Raw genomic sequence first — 15,632 nt, forward strand, 5'->3', positions numbered from 1 at the left:
GTTTCCAGCGGCACCTACTGGTGCTTCGCAATCAAAATTTGTCGGATTTTGGAAATTGGTGGAGCCAAGGGGAATCGAACCCCTGACCTCTTGCATGCCATGCAAGCGCTCTCCCATCTGAGCTATGGCCCCATGTGCAACCTGCGTTGCGTGCCGCTGTTTAGGCAGCAGACCGGGCGAGATCAAGTGCAAATCGCGCCCGGGGATCAGCTTTTAATCGTCGTCGGGTTTGGCGGCGACATCGCCCAGATCGTCGAACGACACGGTGTCTTCGTCGTCGTCGTCTTCGAGCACGTCATCGCCCAGATCGACATCATCTTCTTCTTCGTCGTCGAGGATCAGATCGTCCTCGTCATCCACGTCGCGCATCTTCTTGGACTGCACATCCTCGGCATCCGCGACCATGGTGCGGGTCTTGGATGTGTCGATCGTCACTTCCTTGCCCGTATAGGGGCTGATGATCGGTGTCGCGTTCAGGTCGTAAAAGCGTTTGCCGGTTTCGGGGCAAAGGCGCTTTGTGCCCCATTCTTCCTTAGGCATAGGCTATCCCTTCAAAAACTTGGTCGCCCCTTGCGGGGGATCGCTGCCAACTGCCATAAGCATTGACAGGTGTCAAAGGCTTTGGCGCGGGCGATTACAGAAAGCTGGATATGGGCCGTCACACGTTGCATGGCAACCCCCCGATTGATGTGACACTGCGCAAATCGGCACAGGCGCGGCGGCTGTCCTTGCGGGTGTCGCGGCTGGACGGGCGGGTCACGCTGACAATGCCATCCGGGGTGCCCGACCGCGAGGGAATCGCCTTCTTGCGTGACAAGGAAGACTGGTTGCGCGGGCATCTGGACCTGATCGGTCCGGCGGAACCTGTCCAGATCGGATCGGTCGTGCCGGTGCAGGGCAGGGGGCTGCCGGTGGTGGCGGGCACGCGGGTCAGGTTTCTGGATGACCGGATCGAAGTGCCGGCCCACCGCCCCGCCGCCGCACCCATCCGCGCACGTCTGCGGGCAATGGCGCGGGATGCCTTGGCAGAGGCCTCGGACCGGTATGCCGCAGCGCTGGGGGTCAGTTACAACACACTGGCGATCCGGGACACACGGTCGCGCTGGGGGTCCTGTTCGAGCAAGGGCGTGCTGATGTATTCGTGGCGGCTGATCATGGCCCCGCCTGCCGTACTGGATTACGTCGCCGCCCATGAGGTGGCCCACCTGTGCGAGATGAACCATGCCCCCGCTTTCTGGGCCGTGGTGGCGCGGCTTTGCCCTGATTATGCACCGCACCGGCAATGGCTGCGCGATCATGGCGAAAGCCTGCACCGGCTGCGCTTCGACGATTGACGGGACCCGCATTTGTGATCACATATTCACTATGCTGATCCAGCCCCGCCCTGTCGATTCAACCACCTCTGCCCATGAACGGGTGTACCGCGCCTTGCGCACACAGATCATGCATGGCGAACTGGCACCCGGTGCAGCACTGACCCTGCGCGGCATTGGCAAGACCTACGGCGTGTCCATGACCCCCGCGCGCGAGGCTGTGCGCCGGCTGGTCGCGGAAGGTGCGTTGTTTCTGTCGTCATCGGGTCGCGTGTCGACACCCTTGTTGTCCAACGAACGGATTGAGGAACTGGCGACCCTGCGCGCCATGCTGGAACCGGAACTGGCGTCGCGCGCCCTGCCGCGCGCGCATTTCGCGCTGATCGAGAGGTTGGAGGCGATCAACCAAGGCGTCAGCCAGATGGTCGCGCGGCATGATGCGACGGGTTATATCCGCATGAACCTTGAATTTCACCGGATGCTGTATCTGCGGGCGCAGGCCCCTGCGATGCTGGCGATGACTGAAACAGTCTGGTTGCAGTTGGGGCCGACGATGCGGGCGCTTTACGGGCGGCTGAACCGCAAGGAGCCGCCCTATCATCACAAGCTGATCCTTGGCGCGCTAAAAGCCGGGGACGAGCCGGGGCTGCGCCTTGCGATCCGCACGGATGTGACGCAGGGGCTGCGGATGCTCAAAGGCTAGGTGCCGCGCGCGTTCATATCCGCGATGGCCAGATCCAGCACGCGGCGGAAATCCTCGCCCGGCATGCCCAACCCATGCGCGAGAGTCGTGGCGAATTCATATTCGGCTGGAAAGATCCGACCGCTGGCGATGGCGACAGACAACACGCCACGCATCATCACATCTTTTTCATGGTCGCGCAGACCCTTGCCAAAGGCGATGTAATCCTGCGGCTGCAGGTTGAGGTCGACATGGTCGGCGACGCGCATGATCTCGGATGCGGGAAAGCTGCGGCCTGTCAGTTGCTGGAGCGTATCTCCGATCAGCGCGACTTCGGCCGAGGCGACGATACCGTCGCATTTGCCGACATGGCACATCGCCGACAGAACGCGCGTCGCGGCCTTTTTGCGCATCGGCGCGGTCGGATCGAGCCCCATCAGGGATTTGACCCGCCGGATCACGACCGCCACCAGCGCAAGCCCGACCGCAGCCCAAAGGCCGTAGGTCAGCAGATTGCGGCGCAGGTCGTTGTCGTCAAGCGTTGCAATGTCGCGGTCAATCAGCCCCAAGGACTGCGCGGCCGTCAGTTGTTCGGTGGTGATAAGCCTGTCGGCGACGGCAAGGCAGCCATCCGACGACAGCGCAAAGCCAGTGACCTGACGTGTCAGCGTCAGGCCGAGCACGCGGAAATCATAGGTCGTATGGCACAGCGCCAAAGGAGCTTCGGCAGGGCCGGGGATGCGTGTCTCGCCCAGATAGGCAAGTCCGTTGAAATACCCCGAATCGCCGACGAACGCCTGTGCCGGGGCTGTGAAGCCAATCCAGATCAATCCGGCAAGGAACACCTGCTTCATCGTTAACTCGCGCTTCATCATAATAATGAAGGTGAGATTAACGAAACGAATGTGGCGGGGATGTGGTGGATTGGGTCCACGAAAGCGGCATTTGTCCCGCTGGGTTGCGGCGGAGACCGTTCAGTCACCGCCGCGTTGTATCAATCAGGCGTGGATCGCGCCGTCGCCGCAGGCCAGGGCCGCTTCGCGCACGGCCTCGGAATAGGTCGGATGGGCGTGGCAGGTGCGGGCCAGATCCTCGGCCGCAGCGCCGAATTCCATCGCGACGCAGATTTCGTGGATCAGGTCACCCGCCATCGGGCCGATGATATGCGCGCCCAGAATCCGGTCGGTTTCCTTGTCGGCGAGGATCTTGACGAAACCTTCGGCGGCATGGTTCGCCTTGGCCCGCGCATTGCCCATGAAGGGGAATTTGCCGACCTTGTAGGCGCGCCCTGCCGCCTTCAGCGATTCCTCGGTTTCGCCGACATTGGCGACCTCGGGGTGGGTGTAGATGACGCCGGGGATCACGCCGTAATTCACATGACCATGCTGGCCTGCAAGGATTTCGGCGACAGCCATGCCTTCGTCTTCGGCCTTGTGGGCCAACATCGGGCCGGTGATCGTGTCACCGATCGCATAGATGCCCGCCACATTGGTCGCAAAGCTGTCGTTCGTCTTGATCTGGCCACGCTCGGTCAGCTCCACACCCAGATCGGCCAGCCCCAGCCCGTCGGTATAGGGCTTGCGGCCTGTTGCCACCAGCACGGTGTCGGCGGTCATTTCGTGTTCGCTGTCGTCCTTGCGCAGCTTGAACGTCACAGTGGCCTTGCCGCCTTTGACGGTGACGCCCTGCACGGCGGCGCCAAGGGTGAATTTCAGCCCCTGTTTGGTCAGCACCTTCTGGAACTGGCGCGCGACTTCGGCATCCATGCCGGGTGTGATCGCGTCGAGATATTCGATCACGTTCACCTCTGCGCCGAGGCGTGCAAAGACCGACCCGAGTTCCAGCCCGATGACACCGGCACCGATCACGACCATCGTCTTGGGGATCTTGCCCAGCTCCAGCGCGCCGGTCGATGTGACGACGATCTTTTCGTCCACCTCGACACCCGGCAGGCTGGCCGACTGCGACCCTGTCGCGATCACGATATGCTTGGCGTCATGCACGTCGTCGCCGACCTTGACCTTGCCCGCTTCGGGGATGGTGGCCCAACCCTTGATCCAGTCGACCTTGTTCTTCTTGAACAGGAATTCGATGCCACCGGTGTTCTGGGCGATGGTTTCTTCCTTGTAGGTCAGCATCTGTTTCCAGTCGACCGTCGGCGCCTTGGCCTTCAGCCCCATGCCTGCGAAATTATGTTCCGCCTCATGCAGCATATGCGTGGCATGCAGCAGTGCCTTGGACGGGATGCAGCCGACGTTCAGGCAGGTGCCGCCCAAAGTGGCGCGCCCTTCGACGCAGGCGACCTTGAGGCCCAGTTGTGCCGCGCGGATCGCGCCGACATAGCCGCCGGGGCCGGACCCGATAAAGATGACATCATAGCTGGACATGGAAACTCCTTCAGATTCAGATCAGGGCCGAGACGATCATCAGCATGGTGGCCGCAAAACCGACCATCCAGATGACCGAACGCCAGGGCGTCAGGCCGAAATAGTATGCAGGCACATAAAGCACCCGCGCGCCAAGATAGACCCAGGCGCAGACCGCAGACAGACCCGTCGCCTTGTCGCCGAGCGTAACGACGACCACGGCGAGTGTGAACAGGATCAAACCTTCAAAATGGTTATTCAGCGCGCGGAACAGGCGGCCTGTCTTGGGGCTGACCTGTTCGATCAAGGGCTTGCCAAGGCGGCCGGGGTCGCGCGGCCCCGCTGTCTTGCCGAGCCCCAGTTCAAGGTTGGCGGGCACGGACAACAGGACGAATTGCAACCCTTGCAACAGACCCGCGAGGGCGAGGACGGTCAGTTCGGGGGTCATTGAGCCATTCCCTGTGTTGCTGCAAATGCTTTACCGATAACCAAGGAAATGAGTTCCCCCGTAGCTTTGTCACCCGCGTTTGAAATTAGACGTTTTAGCGTGCCACCGACGGTTTCCTGTTTGTCCGAAAGATTCAAGTTCAACACCGCTAACGACTTTGAAGACAAGACGTAGTCAAGCTTATAACCGCTGGTTGGATCTGGCCTGATGTAGTCCTCATCAACCATCCATAGCAGCATTTGCTTAGTATATAGCTTCCGCAATTCTTCGTTCTCCGACGCTTCAGTGACCGTAAGAACGCGGTGCCGCCGGTTGTACTTCAGCGCTAATACTCCGTCCTTGGCGATACTTTCAAATTCAGGCCAGATATCAACGTAAGTGATATGATACGCTGCCGGGAATGATGCCTGAAGTTGCTTCAATACAACTCCAAAGAAGACTTTGGCTGTATCGACATTTGTCATTTTACCATTCCCGACAGGCGCCAGCTCACAAATCCATCAACAAGCGGCGCGGATCTTCCAGCGCTTCTTTCACGCGCACAAGGAAGGTCACGGCCCCTTTGCCGTCCACGATCCGGTGGTCATAGGACAGCGCCAGATACATCATCGGCCGGATCACGACCTGACCGTTGATCGCCATCGGGCGGTCCTGGATCTTGTGCATGCCAAGGATACCCGACTGCGGGGGGTTCAGGATGGGCGAGGACATCAGCGAGCCGTAAACCCCACCGTTGGAGATGGTGAAGGTGCCGCCCTGCATTTCGGCCATCGACAGTTTGCCGTCGCGGGCTTTGGCGCCCATTTCGGCGATCGCTTTTTCGATAGCGGCGAATGACATCTGGTCGGCGTCGCGGATCACCGGCACCACAAGACCCGTGGGCGTGCCTGCGGCGATGCCCATATGGACGTAGTTTTTATAGACCACGTCGGTGCCGTCGATTTCGGCGTTCACTTCGGGGACTTCGTGCAGAGCGTGGATACAGGCCTTGGTGAAGAAGGACATGAAGCCCAGCTTCACGCCGTGTTTCTTGAAGAACAGGTCCTTGTAGGCGTCGCGCAGCGCCATCACCTCGGTCATGTCGACCTCGTTATAGGTGGTTAGCATCGCGGCGGTGTTCTGGCTGTCTTTCAGCCGCTTGGCGATGGTCTGACGCAGGCGGGTCATCTTGACGCGTTCTTCGCGGGCTTCGTCGCTGGCGGCCACAGGCGCGCGGGGGGCGGAGGCAGGGGCAGGGGCGTCAGACTTGGCAGTCAGCGCTTTCAGCACGTCCTCTTTCATCACGCGGCCGTCCTTGCCGGTGCCTTTGACATCCGAAAGTCCGTTGTCGGCCATCAGCTTTTTGGCCGAAGGCGCGTCTTCGGGATCGCGCGGTTTGGTCTCTTCGGGGCCTGCGTTGGTCTGGGTGGCGGCAGCTTCTGGCGCGGGTGCGGCTTTGGGGGCCTCTTTCACCGGGGCTGCGGCTGCGGCACCTTCGGAGATCTGGGCCAGCAGCGCATCGACGCCAACGGTTTCACCTTCGGCGGCGACGATTTCGGACAGGGTGCCGGCGACGGGGCTGGGCACCTCGACCGTGACCTTGTCGGTTTCCAGCTCGCACAGCATTTCGTCGACGGCGACGGCATCACCGGGTTTCTTGAACCACGTGGCGACGGTGGCCTCGGTCACGGATTCACCAAGCGTGGGGACGCGGACTTCGGTGCTCATTTCTTTGTTCCTTTGATGGTCAGCGCATCGTCAACCAGCGCTTCTTGTTCTGCTTTGTGCTTGCTTGCGAGGCCCGTCGCAGGGCTCGCCGCAGCGGCGCGGCCTGCATAGACAGGGCGGGTGTGCTTGGCCTTGATGCGGGTCAGCACCCATTCAAGGTTGGGTTCCATAAAGGCCCATGCGCCCTGGTTCTTGGGTTCTTCCTGACACCAGACCATTTCCGCGTTCTGGAACCGTTGCAGTTCCTTCATCGCGGATTGGGCGGGGAAGGGGTAGAATTGTTCGAACCGCAGGATATAGACATCGTCGATCCCGCGCGCATCGCGTTCTTCCAGAAGGTCGTAATAGACCTTGCCCGAACACATGATCACGCGCTTGATCTGGTCGTCTGCCACCAGCTTGGTTTCGGAATTGCCGTATTGCGCATCGTCCCACAGCACGCGGTGGAAGCTCGATCCTGTTGTGAACTCCTCTTTCTTGGACACGGCCAGTTTGTGCCGCAGCAAGGATTTCGGTGTCATCAGGATCAGCGGCTTGCGATAGGTCCGGTGCAGCTGGCGGCGCAGCAGGTGGAAATAGTTGGCTGGTGTGGTGCAATTGGCCACGATCCAGTTGTCGCCGCCACACATGGTCAGGAACCGTTCCAGACGCGCGCTGGAATGTTCCGGCCCTTGCCCTTCATAGCCATGCGGCAACAGGCAGACGAGGCCGGACATCCGCAACCATTTGCTTTCGCCCGACGAAATGAACTGGTCGAACATGATCTGCGCGCCGTTGGCGAAATCGCCGAACTGCGCTTCCCACAGGGTCAGGGCATTGGGTTCGGCCAGTGAATAGCCGTATTCAAAGCCCAGCACCGCATATTCCGACAGCATCGAATCGATGACTTCGTATTTGGCCTGACCTTCGCGGATGTTGTTCAGCGGGTAATAGCGGTCTTCGTTTTCCTGATTGATGAAAGCCGAATGCCGCTGGCTGAACGTGCCGCGCGTGCTGTCCTGACCGGACAGGCGGACAGGGAAGCCTTCCAGCAGCAAGGACCCGAACGCCAGCGCCTCGCCGGTGGCCCAGTCGATGCCGGTGCCATTTTCGAACATCTGCGCCTTGGCGTCGCGCAGGCGGTCGATGGTCTTATGCGTCGGGAAATTGTCCGGCAAAGTCGTCAACGCCTTGCCGACGGCGGCGAATGTGTCGTCGGAAATGGCGGTCTTGCCGCGCTGGTATTTCTTTTCCTTCATCCGGTCGAGATGTGACCAGCGCCCGTCCAGCCAGTCGGCCTTGTTGGGTTTATAGTTTTTGCCAGCCTCGAATTCCTCGTTCAGATGGGCCTGAAACGCGGCTTTCATATCCTCGATCTCGCCTTCGGGGATCAGGCCGTCCTTGACCAGACGCTCGGTATAAAGGGTCAGCGTGGTCTTTTGTTTCTTGATCTTTGTGTACATGACCGGGTTGGTGAACATCGGCTCGTCGCCTTCGTTGTGACCAAAGCGGCGGTAGCAGATGATATCCAGCACCACATCCTTGTGGAACTTCTGGCGGAATTCGGTTGCCACACGGGCGGCGTGAACCACGGCCTCTGGATCGTCGCCGTTGACGTGGAAAATCGGGGCTTCGACCATCAGCGCGATATCGGTGGGATAGGGGCTGGAGCGGCTGAAATGCGGCGCGGTGGTGAAACCGATCTGGTTGTTCACCACGATATGCATGGTGCCGCCGGTGCGGTGGCCGCGCAGACCGGACAGGCCGAACCCTTCGGCAACCACGCCTTGACCTGCGAATGCGGCATCGCCGTGCAGCAGGATCGCCATGACCTTGGTCTTGTCGGTGTCTTTCTTCTGGTCCTGCTTGGCGCGGACCTTGCCCAGAACAACGGGGTTTACCGCCTCCAGATGGCTGGGGTTGGCGGTCAACGACAGGTGCACGGTGTTGCCATCAAAGCTGCGGTCGTTGGATGCGCCGAGGTGGTATTTCACATCGCCCGATCCATCGACTTCTTCAGGTTTGAACGATCCGCCCTGGAATTCGTTGAAAATCGCGCGGTAGGGTTTCTGCATCACGTTGGCCAGAACCGACAACCGGCCACGGTGCGGCATCCCGATCACGATATCCTCAAGCCCCAGCTGGCCGCCGCGCTTGATGATCTGTTCCATCGCGGGGATCAGGCTTTCGCCGCCATCAAGGCCGAAACGCTTGGTCCCCATATATTTGACATGCAGGAACTTCTCGAACCCTTCGGCCTGCACGAGGCTGTTCAGGATCGCCTTGCGCCCGGTCTGGGTAAAGCTGATTTCCTTGCCGTAACCTTCGATGCGTTCTTTCAGCCAGCCCGCTTCTTCGGGGTTGGAGATATGCATGTATTGCAGCGCAAACGTGCCGCAATAGGTGCGCTGCACGATGGCGATGATCTCGGCCATCGTCGCGACTTCAAGGCCAAGCACGTTGTCGATGAAAATCGGACGGTCCATGTCCTTGGCGGTAAAGCCGTAATTCGCAGGGTCGAGTTCGGGATGCGGCACGGTTTCGCGCATGCCCAGCGGGTCAAGATCGGCGATCAGATGGCCGCGGATGCGGTAGGCGCGGATGATCATCAACGCGCGGATGCTGTCGAGCACGGCGTTGCGGACCTGCGCCTCTGACAGGCCGACGCCTTTTTCGGCTGCTTTCGCTTTGATCTTGTCTGCGGCGGCTGCGGGCTCCGCTGGCCACTGGCCATCAAGCGCTGCGGTCAGATCGTCATTGGGCACCGGCGGCCAGTCGCGGCGCGCCCAGCTTGGGCCTGCGGCCTCGGCCTGTGCGTCGGCGGGCGTATCGCCAAGGCTGCGGAAAAACGCCTGCCAGCTTTCATCGACCGCCCCCGGATTGTCGGCATAGCGCGCGTAAAGCTGTTCGACATAACCTGCATTGTGCCCCTGCAAAAAGCTGGAAGCGTGGAACAGGTCGTTGGGGGAGTGGTCGTTCATGACAAGGGACCTTTGTTGAATGTCGTCCGGCGGGGGCTGGCCCCCGCCGTAAAGTGGGTGTCGGGTGAACCCCGAGTTACCCGATGGCTTTCAGCACAGCCTCGCCCAGCGTCGCGGGGCTGTCGGCCACGATGATCCCTGCGGATTTCATCGCCTCGATCTTGCTTTCGGCGTCGCCTTTGCCGCCAGCGACGATCGCACCGGCATGGCCCATGCGACGGCCCGGAGGGGCGGTGCGGCCTGCGATGAAACCGGCGGTTGGTTTCCAACGGCCCTTTTTACGCTCGTCGGCAAGGAATTGCGCCGCTTCTTCTTCGGCGGACCCGCCGATTTCACCGATCATGATGATCGAATGTGTTTCTTCATCGGCCAGGAACATTTCGAGAATGTCGATATGTTCGGACCCTTTGATCGGATCGCCGCCGATACCGACAGCAGTGGACTGGCCAAGGCCGGAGTCGGAGGTCTGTTTCACAGCCTCATAGGTCAGCGTGCCAGAGCGCGACACAACACCGACCGACCCGCGGCGGTGGATGTGGCCCGGCATGATGCCGATCTTGCAGGCGTCGGGCGTGATGACACCGGGGCAGTTCGGCCCGATCAGGCGGGATTTGGACCCTTCCAGCGCGCGCTTGACCTTCATCATGTCGAGCACAGGGATGCCTTCGGTGATGCAGATGATCAGCTCCATTTCCGCATCGATGGCTTCCAGAATGGAGTCAGCGGCGAATGGCGGCGGCACATAGATCACGGAAGCATTGGCTTGCGTGACGTGGCGCGCTTCGTGGACCGAGTTGAAGACGGGCAGGTCCAGATGGGTGCTGCCGCCTTTGCCGGGGGTGACACCGCCGACCATCTTTGTGCCATAGGCGATGGCCTGTTCGGTGTGGAACGTGCCCTGCGAACCGGTCAGGCCCTGGCAGATCACGCGGGTGTTTTCGTTAACGAGAATGGCCATATTGGTGGCTCCTTGGGAAATCTGGGGGTGCGGCGGGGTGAACCCCGCCCTACGGGTTAACCTTTGACGGCTTTCACGATCTTCTGCGCGCCGTCTTTCAGGTCGTCGGCGGCGATCACGTCAAGGCCGGAATTGCGGATGATTTCCTTGCCCTTCTCGACGTTCGTCCCTTCAAGGCGGACGACCAGCGGCACTTTCAGCCCGACTTCTTTGACGGCGGCCAGCACGCCTTCGGCGATGACGTCGCAGCGCATGATGCCGCCGAAGATGTTGACCAGAATGCCTTTGACGTTGGGATCGGACGTGATGATCTTGAACGCCTCGGTGACCTTTTCCTTGGTCGCACCGCCGCCCACGTCAAGGAAGTTGGCAGGTTCGGCCCCGTAAAGCTTGATGATGTCCATCGTCGCCATGGCAAGGCCCGCGCCGTTCACCATACAGCCGATTTCACCGTCGAGCGCGATGTAGTTCAAATCGAACTTCGACGCAGCCAGTTCTTTTGAATCTTCTTCGGTCTCGTCGCGCAGGGCGGCGATATCAGCATGGCGGTACATCGCGTTGCCGTCGAACGACACCTTGGCATCCAGCACCTTCAGATCGCCCTTGTCGGTCACGATCAGCGGGTTGATTTCCAGCATCTCCATGTCTTTTTCGGTGAAGGCTTTGTAGAGCTGGCCCATCAGCGTGACGCATTGCTTGATCTGGTTGCCGGTCAGCCCCAGCGTGAACGCGACGCGGCGGCCGTGGAACGCCTGATAACCCGTGGCCGGATCAACGCTGAACGACAGGATCTTTTCGGGGGTCGCTTCTGCAACCTCTTCAATGTCCATGCCGCCTTCGGTCGAGACGACGAAACTGATCCGGCTGGTCTGGCGGTCCACCAGCAGGGCGAGGTACATTTCGGTCTCAATCCCCGAACCGTCCTCGATATAGATGCGGTTGACCTGCTTGCCTGCGGGGCCGGTCTGATGCGTGACCAGCGTGCGGCCCAGCATCTTTTTCGCCTCTTCGGCGGCTTCTTCCACGGACCGGCACAGGCGGACGCCGCCTTTGTCACCGGCATCGGCTTCTTTGAACTTGCCTTTGCCACGGCCACCGGCGTGGATCTGGGCCTTGACCACCCAGAGCGGGCCGTCAAGCTCGCCCGCGGCGGTTTTCGCGTCTTCGGCGCGGATCACGGGGCGGCCGTCGGAAACGGGCGCGCCGTAGCTGCGCAGCAAGGCTTTGGCCTGATATTCGTGGATATTCATAGGGCATGTCCAATTTGACTTCGGTTGGCACACCCTAAATCACATAAAAACAGGCTTTTCTAACTGAAAAGTGGGAAGGGTCCGGATAATCCGACATTTGTGATCACTTGTTTGAAAAGTGTGATCACAAAATTCGCACACGCATCGTTTCCGCGGATTTTGCACAATTTCGAAAGATTCGTGTCACCTGTAGCCTTGATCGTTCGCCTTGATGGAAAAGCGCGCGACAGGCGAAAACATCCGCAGCGGGTTTGCACCTTGCCGCAGTGAGAAAAACACTCTGTCGCGTTGCCGCATCCCATCCTCGGACAAGGACGGCGGTGCTGACGCCACGCGGACCTAGTTCAGCGTGAAAGCAAACAGTGCGAAATTGCCACCCGTCGCCGAAGAGAATTCGTTCATAGCTTCCGCAGAAGCAAGCGGCCCCCGTTCCATATACGGCGCAAGATCAGAGCCCGCGATAACGCCGATGACGTCCAGCGCGGACGGGTTTTGCAACCATTTGTTCAGGTTGATGCCGATGTTTTCGCCCGTGCGCCAGTGCGGGATCAGCAGTGTGCCTTCCAAGACTTGGGACACATCCATCAAAACGGCCTGCCATGCCGTGTCGATGTTCTGGGGGAACACCAAGCCAAGAGCGCTGACCTGCGATGCATTGGGAATGAATTCCATCTTGTTGTCGGTTTCCGCGCGCACCCTGTCCCAGAACACAAGGTTATGGGCAATCATCGCCCTGAAATCCGCAAGAGCGGCGCGGGTATGTGTGGCATCGGGTTCCTGTTCCAGCACCTTGAGCACGATTGTCACCAGATCGGCGATTGTCTCATCCTCTTGGGACAAGAAAAACGCGGGCCCCGGACCGTTGCGCATTTCAACGATGGCAGTGGCGTTGCTTTGGACCTCGGCGATGATGTCGGTCGGGTCAAACGCCATCACCATCTCGGCAGTGCCCGAAAAGACGTGGGTATAGGCCTGAAGCCAGGCTACGTCCGACGTGTCAAAGTTGATCGTCGGCGCCCCTCCAGCCGCAGCGAAATCGGCCAAGGTTTCGTCCACACGCCATGCGGGGACAAACAGCGGCACCATGATCGGCAGCAGGTCTTCGTTCGCATCCCGGGTGCCGTTTGCATTGATGTCGAACCAGATCTGGTTGAAATCCATCCTGACCAAGACAGTGTCATCGGATGTGATTGGTGCCAAAGTCTCTTGGGCGCGATCCATACGGGCCCCCAACTGCGTGAACAGGTTGATGATCACATCCGCAGTGAAGGGATCAGGGTCCGGATTGATCGCCAGATTTGTGCTCAGACCCGGCAGGTTGATGAAACTGTCGCCCAGCCCGACGCGGTAGCGTTCCTGAAAAGTTGTTTCGATCGCTTGCAGGAACAATGCGCCGCCAAGTGCAAAACGATCCGAGGCAGAGGGGTTTTGAATCGCAGCTAGCGCGTCTACGGTACCCGAAATCCCCAGTTCCCCGAACTGCGCGCTGTAATCCTGTGCCGCAGCGGCCTGTCCTGCCACGGCAAGGCAAAGTGCAACGGCGAATGATGGCATCAGGTGCGACATGTCATTTCTCCAACTAATCAATTTCTGAACGTAGTTCAGAAAATTGTGTGGGGAAAGAGGAAAGTTTGCCATCCCATTGCGCAAACCAAAACGGGCGCCCCGATCGGGACGCCCGCTCAATTGCTTGGGTTGCGCGGCTTATGCCAGCGAACCGTCGATACCTTTGCAAGCGTCGACGAGACCTTTGACGGCATCGACGGATTTGTCGAACATCGCCTGTTCGTCCTTGTTCATCTTGATCTCGACCACGCGCTCGATACCACCGGCACCGATCACGGTCGGCACGCCGACGTAGAACCCGTTGAGGCCGTAGGCACCGTCCACATGCGCGGCACAGGGCAGCACGCGTTTCTGGTCTTTCAGGAACGCCTCGGCCATCTCGATTGCAGAGGTTGCGGGGGCATAGAAGGCCGAACCGGTTTTCAGCAGGCCCACGATTTCGGCACCGCCGTCACGGGTGCGCTGCACGATCGCGTCCAGCTTGTCCTGCGTGGTCCAGCCCATCTCGACCAGATCGGGCAGGGGGATGCCTGCGACGGTGGAATAGCGCGTCAGTGGCACCATGGTGTCGCCATGGCCGCCAAGCACAAAGGCGGTCACATCACGCATCGAGACGTCGAATTCTTCGGCAAGGAAGTGGCGGAAGCGCGCCGAATCCAGCACGCCTGCCATGCCGCAGACCATGTGATGCGGCAGGCCGGAAAATTCGCGCAGCGCCCAGACCATCGCGTCCAGCGGGTTGGTGATGCAGATCACGAACGCATTCGGCGCGTGCGCGGCAATGCCTTCGCCCACGGATTTCATGACCTTTAGGTTGATCCCCAACAGATCGTCGCGCGACATGCCCGGCTTGCGCGGCACACCGGCGGTCACGATGCAGACATCGGCACCGGCGATATCGGCGTAATCGTTGGTGCCCTTGAAGCTGCCGTCGAATTTCGCGGCGGGGCCGGATTCGGCGATATCAAGCGCCTTGCCTTGCGGGATGCCTTCGGAAATGTCGAACAACACGACATCGCCGAGTTCTTTGACAGCCGCGAGGTGCGCGAGCGTGCCGCCGATCTGTCCGGCGCCGATAAGGGCGATCTTTGGTCTGGCCATGGGAATGGATCCTTTGGTGGTTTGGATTTGGCGCATTGGGTAAGCCTTTGCAGGCGCGCTGGCAAGTGTGCCGCGTCGCGGCATCACGGACGGGGTCATGGTCAGCATGGAACAAAGCCGCTAATCAGATCAAACAACAGGCATTTGGGGCAGTCGCGTGATCGCATTCGATTGGGTTTTCTTCGCGGTGGGCATCCCCGCGATCATTTTTGGCGGCATCTCCAAGGGTGGTTTCGGCTCTGGTGCGGCCTTTGTCGCGGGGGCGATTCTGGCGCTGGTGGTCCCGCCGGGGCTGGCCCTGGGGATCATCCTGCCATTGTTCATGCTGGTCGATGCGGCGACCTTGCGGCCTTATTGGGGGCAATGGCACTGGCCGTCGGCCAAGGGGATCATGCAGGGGGCCGTGCCGGGCTGCATCATCGGTGCGGTGCTTTACGCGCTGGTCGATGCCGATGTGTTCCGCCTGCTGATCGGGGTGATCTGTCTGGCTTTCGTGGCGTTCCAGATGGCGCGGTCGCTGGGCTGGCTGACGGTCCGGCACATGCCGTTTTCGCGCCCCTTCGCTTGGGCGGCAGGGCTTGTCGGCGGGTTCACCAGTTTTGTCAGCCATGCAGGTGGCCCGCCCACGGCGATTTTCCTGTTGTCGCAAGGGCTGAGCAAGACCGCGTTTCAGGCGACGACGGTGGTGTCGTTCTGGGCGATCAACTGGATGAAGGTCGTCCCCTACGCCTATCTGGGTATCTTCTCGCTCGAGACGCTGAAGGCCAGCGCGGTGCTTGCCCCCTTTGCGCTGATCGGCGCGTGGATCGGGGTCAGGGCGCACCGGCTGGTGCCGGAACGTGCGTTTTTTGCGCTGACCTATGTGCTGCTGGTGGCGACCGGCCTGCGGCTGATCTGGGTCGCGCTGGCCTGATTACGCATCACGCCCGAGGCTGAACAGCACGTCCTGCCAGTCAAAGGCCGCACCCGAGGCGACAAGGCAGGTCAAGCCATCCGGAAGGGTGATCGCGATGGTCCAGCTGCCGGTATCGGTGGCGGCGAACACCTCGGTCACAGCACCGTCGGGGCCGGGTGCCGCGAACTGCCTCCGTTCGCCATAGACCTGCGCCAGACGCTGCGCGACGACCGCATTGTCCGCGCAGGTCAGCGCCTGCGCCTGCGTCGCCCCGACAAAAGCCGCGAGGCAACCGAAACAGATGTAATACAAGTACCGCAAAATGATGCCCGCCTTCTGCCGGATGACCTATCCTTGCAGGTCTCACGTTCCGGCATAGGGTAAAG

At 60.5% G+C, this 15,632-nt stretch carries 15 protein-coding genes and 1 tRNA gene; 3 read left to right on the forward strand and 13 right to left on the reverse strand.

What is annotated here, in order from left to right:
* Positions 1-56: 56 nt before the first annotated feature.
* A tRNA-Ala gene (locus VCK47_RS13985) sits at positions 57-132 on the reverse strand.
* 81 nt (positions 133-213) lie between these two features.
* Positions 214-540, reverse strand: coding sequence for a TIGR02300 family protein (locus tag VCK47_RS13990; protein ID WP_322890264.1), 327 nt, complete (start codon positions 538-540; stop codon positions 214-216).
* Positions 541-602: 62 nt separating this feature from the next.
* On the opposite strand from VCK47_RS13990, the gene VCK47_RS13995 reads away from it, so the two are divergent.
* Positions 603-1,334 carry a SprT family zinc-dependent metalloprotease gene (locus VCK47_RS13995; protein WP_322890263.1) on the forward strand — a complete coding sequence of 244 codons (732 nt, stop codon included), beginning with the start codon at positions 603-605 and terminating at the stop codon, positions 1,332-1,334.
* Between the two features lie 31 nt (positions 1,335-1,365).
* Complete coding sequence (locus VCK47_RS14000; protein WP_322890691.1) at positions 1,366-2,016, forward strand: GntR family transcriptional regulator; 651 nt, start codon at positions 1,366-1,368, stop codon at positions 2,014-2,016.
* On the opposite strand, the gene VCK47_RS14005 is transcribed toward VCK47_RS14000, so the two are convergent.
* The 10 genes from VCK47_RS14005 to mdh form a co-directional block, all read right to left on the reverse strand.
* Complete coding sequence (locus VCK47_RS14005; protein WP_322890262.1) at positions 2,013-2,849, reverse strand: TerB family tellurite resistance protein; 837 nt, start codon at positions 2,847-2,849, stop codon at positions 2,013-2,015. The two genes, VCK47_RS14000 and VCK47_RS14005, sit on opposite strands and share 4 nt — an antisense overlap.
* A 144-nt stretch (positions 2,850-2,993) precedes the next feature.
* A complete protein-coding gene (gene lpdA, locus VCK47_RS14010) occupies positions 2,994-4,382 on the reverse strand; it encodes a dihydrolipoyl dehydrogenase (RefSeq protein ID WP_322890261.1) in 1,389 nt (462 codons plus the stop codon).
* 16 nt (positions 4,383-4,398) lie between these two features.
* Positions 4,399-4,809: an MAPEG family protein gene (locus VCK47_RS14015; RefSeq protein WP_322890260.1), complete on the reverse strand. Its 411-nt coding sequence runs from the start codon at positions 4,807-4,809 to the stop codon at positions 4,399-4,401.
* Positions 4,806-5,273, reverse strand: a complete 468-nt coding sequence (locus VCK47_RS14020) for a hypothetical protein (RefSeq protein ID WP_322890259.1) — start codon at positions 5,271-5,273, stop codon at positions 4,806-4,808. Before VCK47_RS14020 ends, VCK47_RS14015 begins: the two co-directional genes overlap by 4 nt.
* Before the next feature lie 25 nt (positions 5,274-5,298).
* Positions 5,299-6,516: a 2-oxoglutarate dehydrogenase complex dihydrolipoyllysine-residue succinyltransferase gene (odhB, locus tag VCK47_RS14025; protein WP_322890258.1), complete on the reverse strand. Its 1,218-nt coding sequence runs from the start codon at positions 6,514-6,516 to the stop codon at positions 5,299-5,301.
* Complete coding sequence (locus tag VCK47_RS14030) at positions 6,513-9,476, reverse strand: 2-oxoglutarate dehydrogenase E1 component (RefSeq protein WP_322890257.1); 2,964 nt, start codon at positions 9,474-9,476, stop codon at positions 6,513-6,515. Before VCK47_RS14030 ends, odhB begins: the two co-directional genes overlap by 4 nt.
* Before the next feature lie 76 nt (positions 9,477-9,552).
* Positions 9,553-10,434, reverse strand: coding sequence for a succinate--CoA ligase subunit alpha (sucD, locus tag VCK47_RS14035; RefSeq protein ID WP_322890256.1), 882 nt, complete (start codon positions 10,432-10,434; stop codon positions 9,553-9,555).
* 56 nt (positions 10,435-10,490) lie between these two features.
* Positions 10,491-11,684 carry an ADP-forming succinate--CoA ligase subunit beta gene (gene sucC / locus VCK47_RS14040; protein WP_322890255.1) on the reverse strand — a complete coding sequence of 398 codons (1,194 nt, stop codon included), beginning with the start codon at positions 11,682-11,684 and terminating at the stop codon, positions 10,491-10,493.
* Positions 11,685-12,023: 339 nt separating this feature from the next.
* Positions 12,024-13,250, reverse strand: a complete 1,227-nt coding sequence (locus tag VCK47_RS14045; protein WP_322890254.1) for a hypothetical protein — start codon at positions 13,248-13,250, stop codon at positions 12,024-12,026.
* A 138-nt stretch (positions 13,251-13,388) separates the two neighbouring features.
* Positions 13,389-14,351, reverse strand: a complete 963-nt coding sequence (mdh, locus tag VCK47_RS14050) for a malate dehydrogenase (RefSeq protein WP_322890253.1) — start codon at positions 14,349-14,351, stop codon at positions 13,389-13,391.
* 157 nt (positions 14,352-14,508) lie between these two features.
* Here mdh and VCK47_RS14055 point away from each other — a divergent pair, with 157 nt between their 5' ends.
* Positions 14,509-15,264: a sulfite exporter TauE/SafE family protein gene (locus VCK47_RS14055; protein ID WP_322890252.1), complete on the forward strand. Its 756-nt coding sequence runs from the start codon at positions 14,509-14,511 to the stop codon at positions 15,262-15,264.
* Here VCK47_RS14055 and VCK47_RS14060 read toward each other — a convergent pair whose 3' ends face one another.
* Positions 15,265-15,567: a hypothetical protein gene (locus VCK47_RS14060; protein ID WP_322890251.1), complete on the reverse strand. Its 303-nt coding sequence runs from the start codon at positions 15,565-15,567 to the stop codon at positions 15,265-15,267. It lies immediately after the preceding gene.
* Positions 15,568-15,632: the final 65 nt, after the last annotated feature.

It is taken from the genome of Yoonia sp. 72, assembly GCF_034652275.1.
Lineage (GTDB): Bacteria > Pseudomonadota > Alphaproteobacteria > Rhodobacterales > Rhodobacteraceae > Yoonia.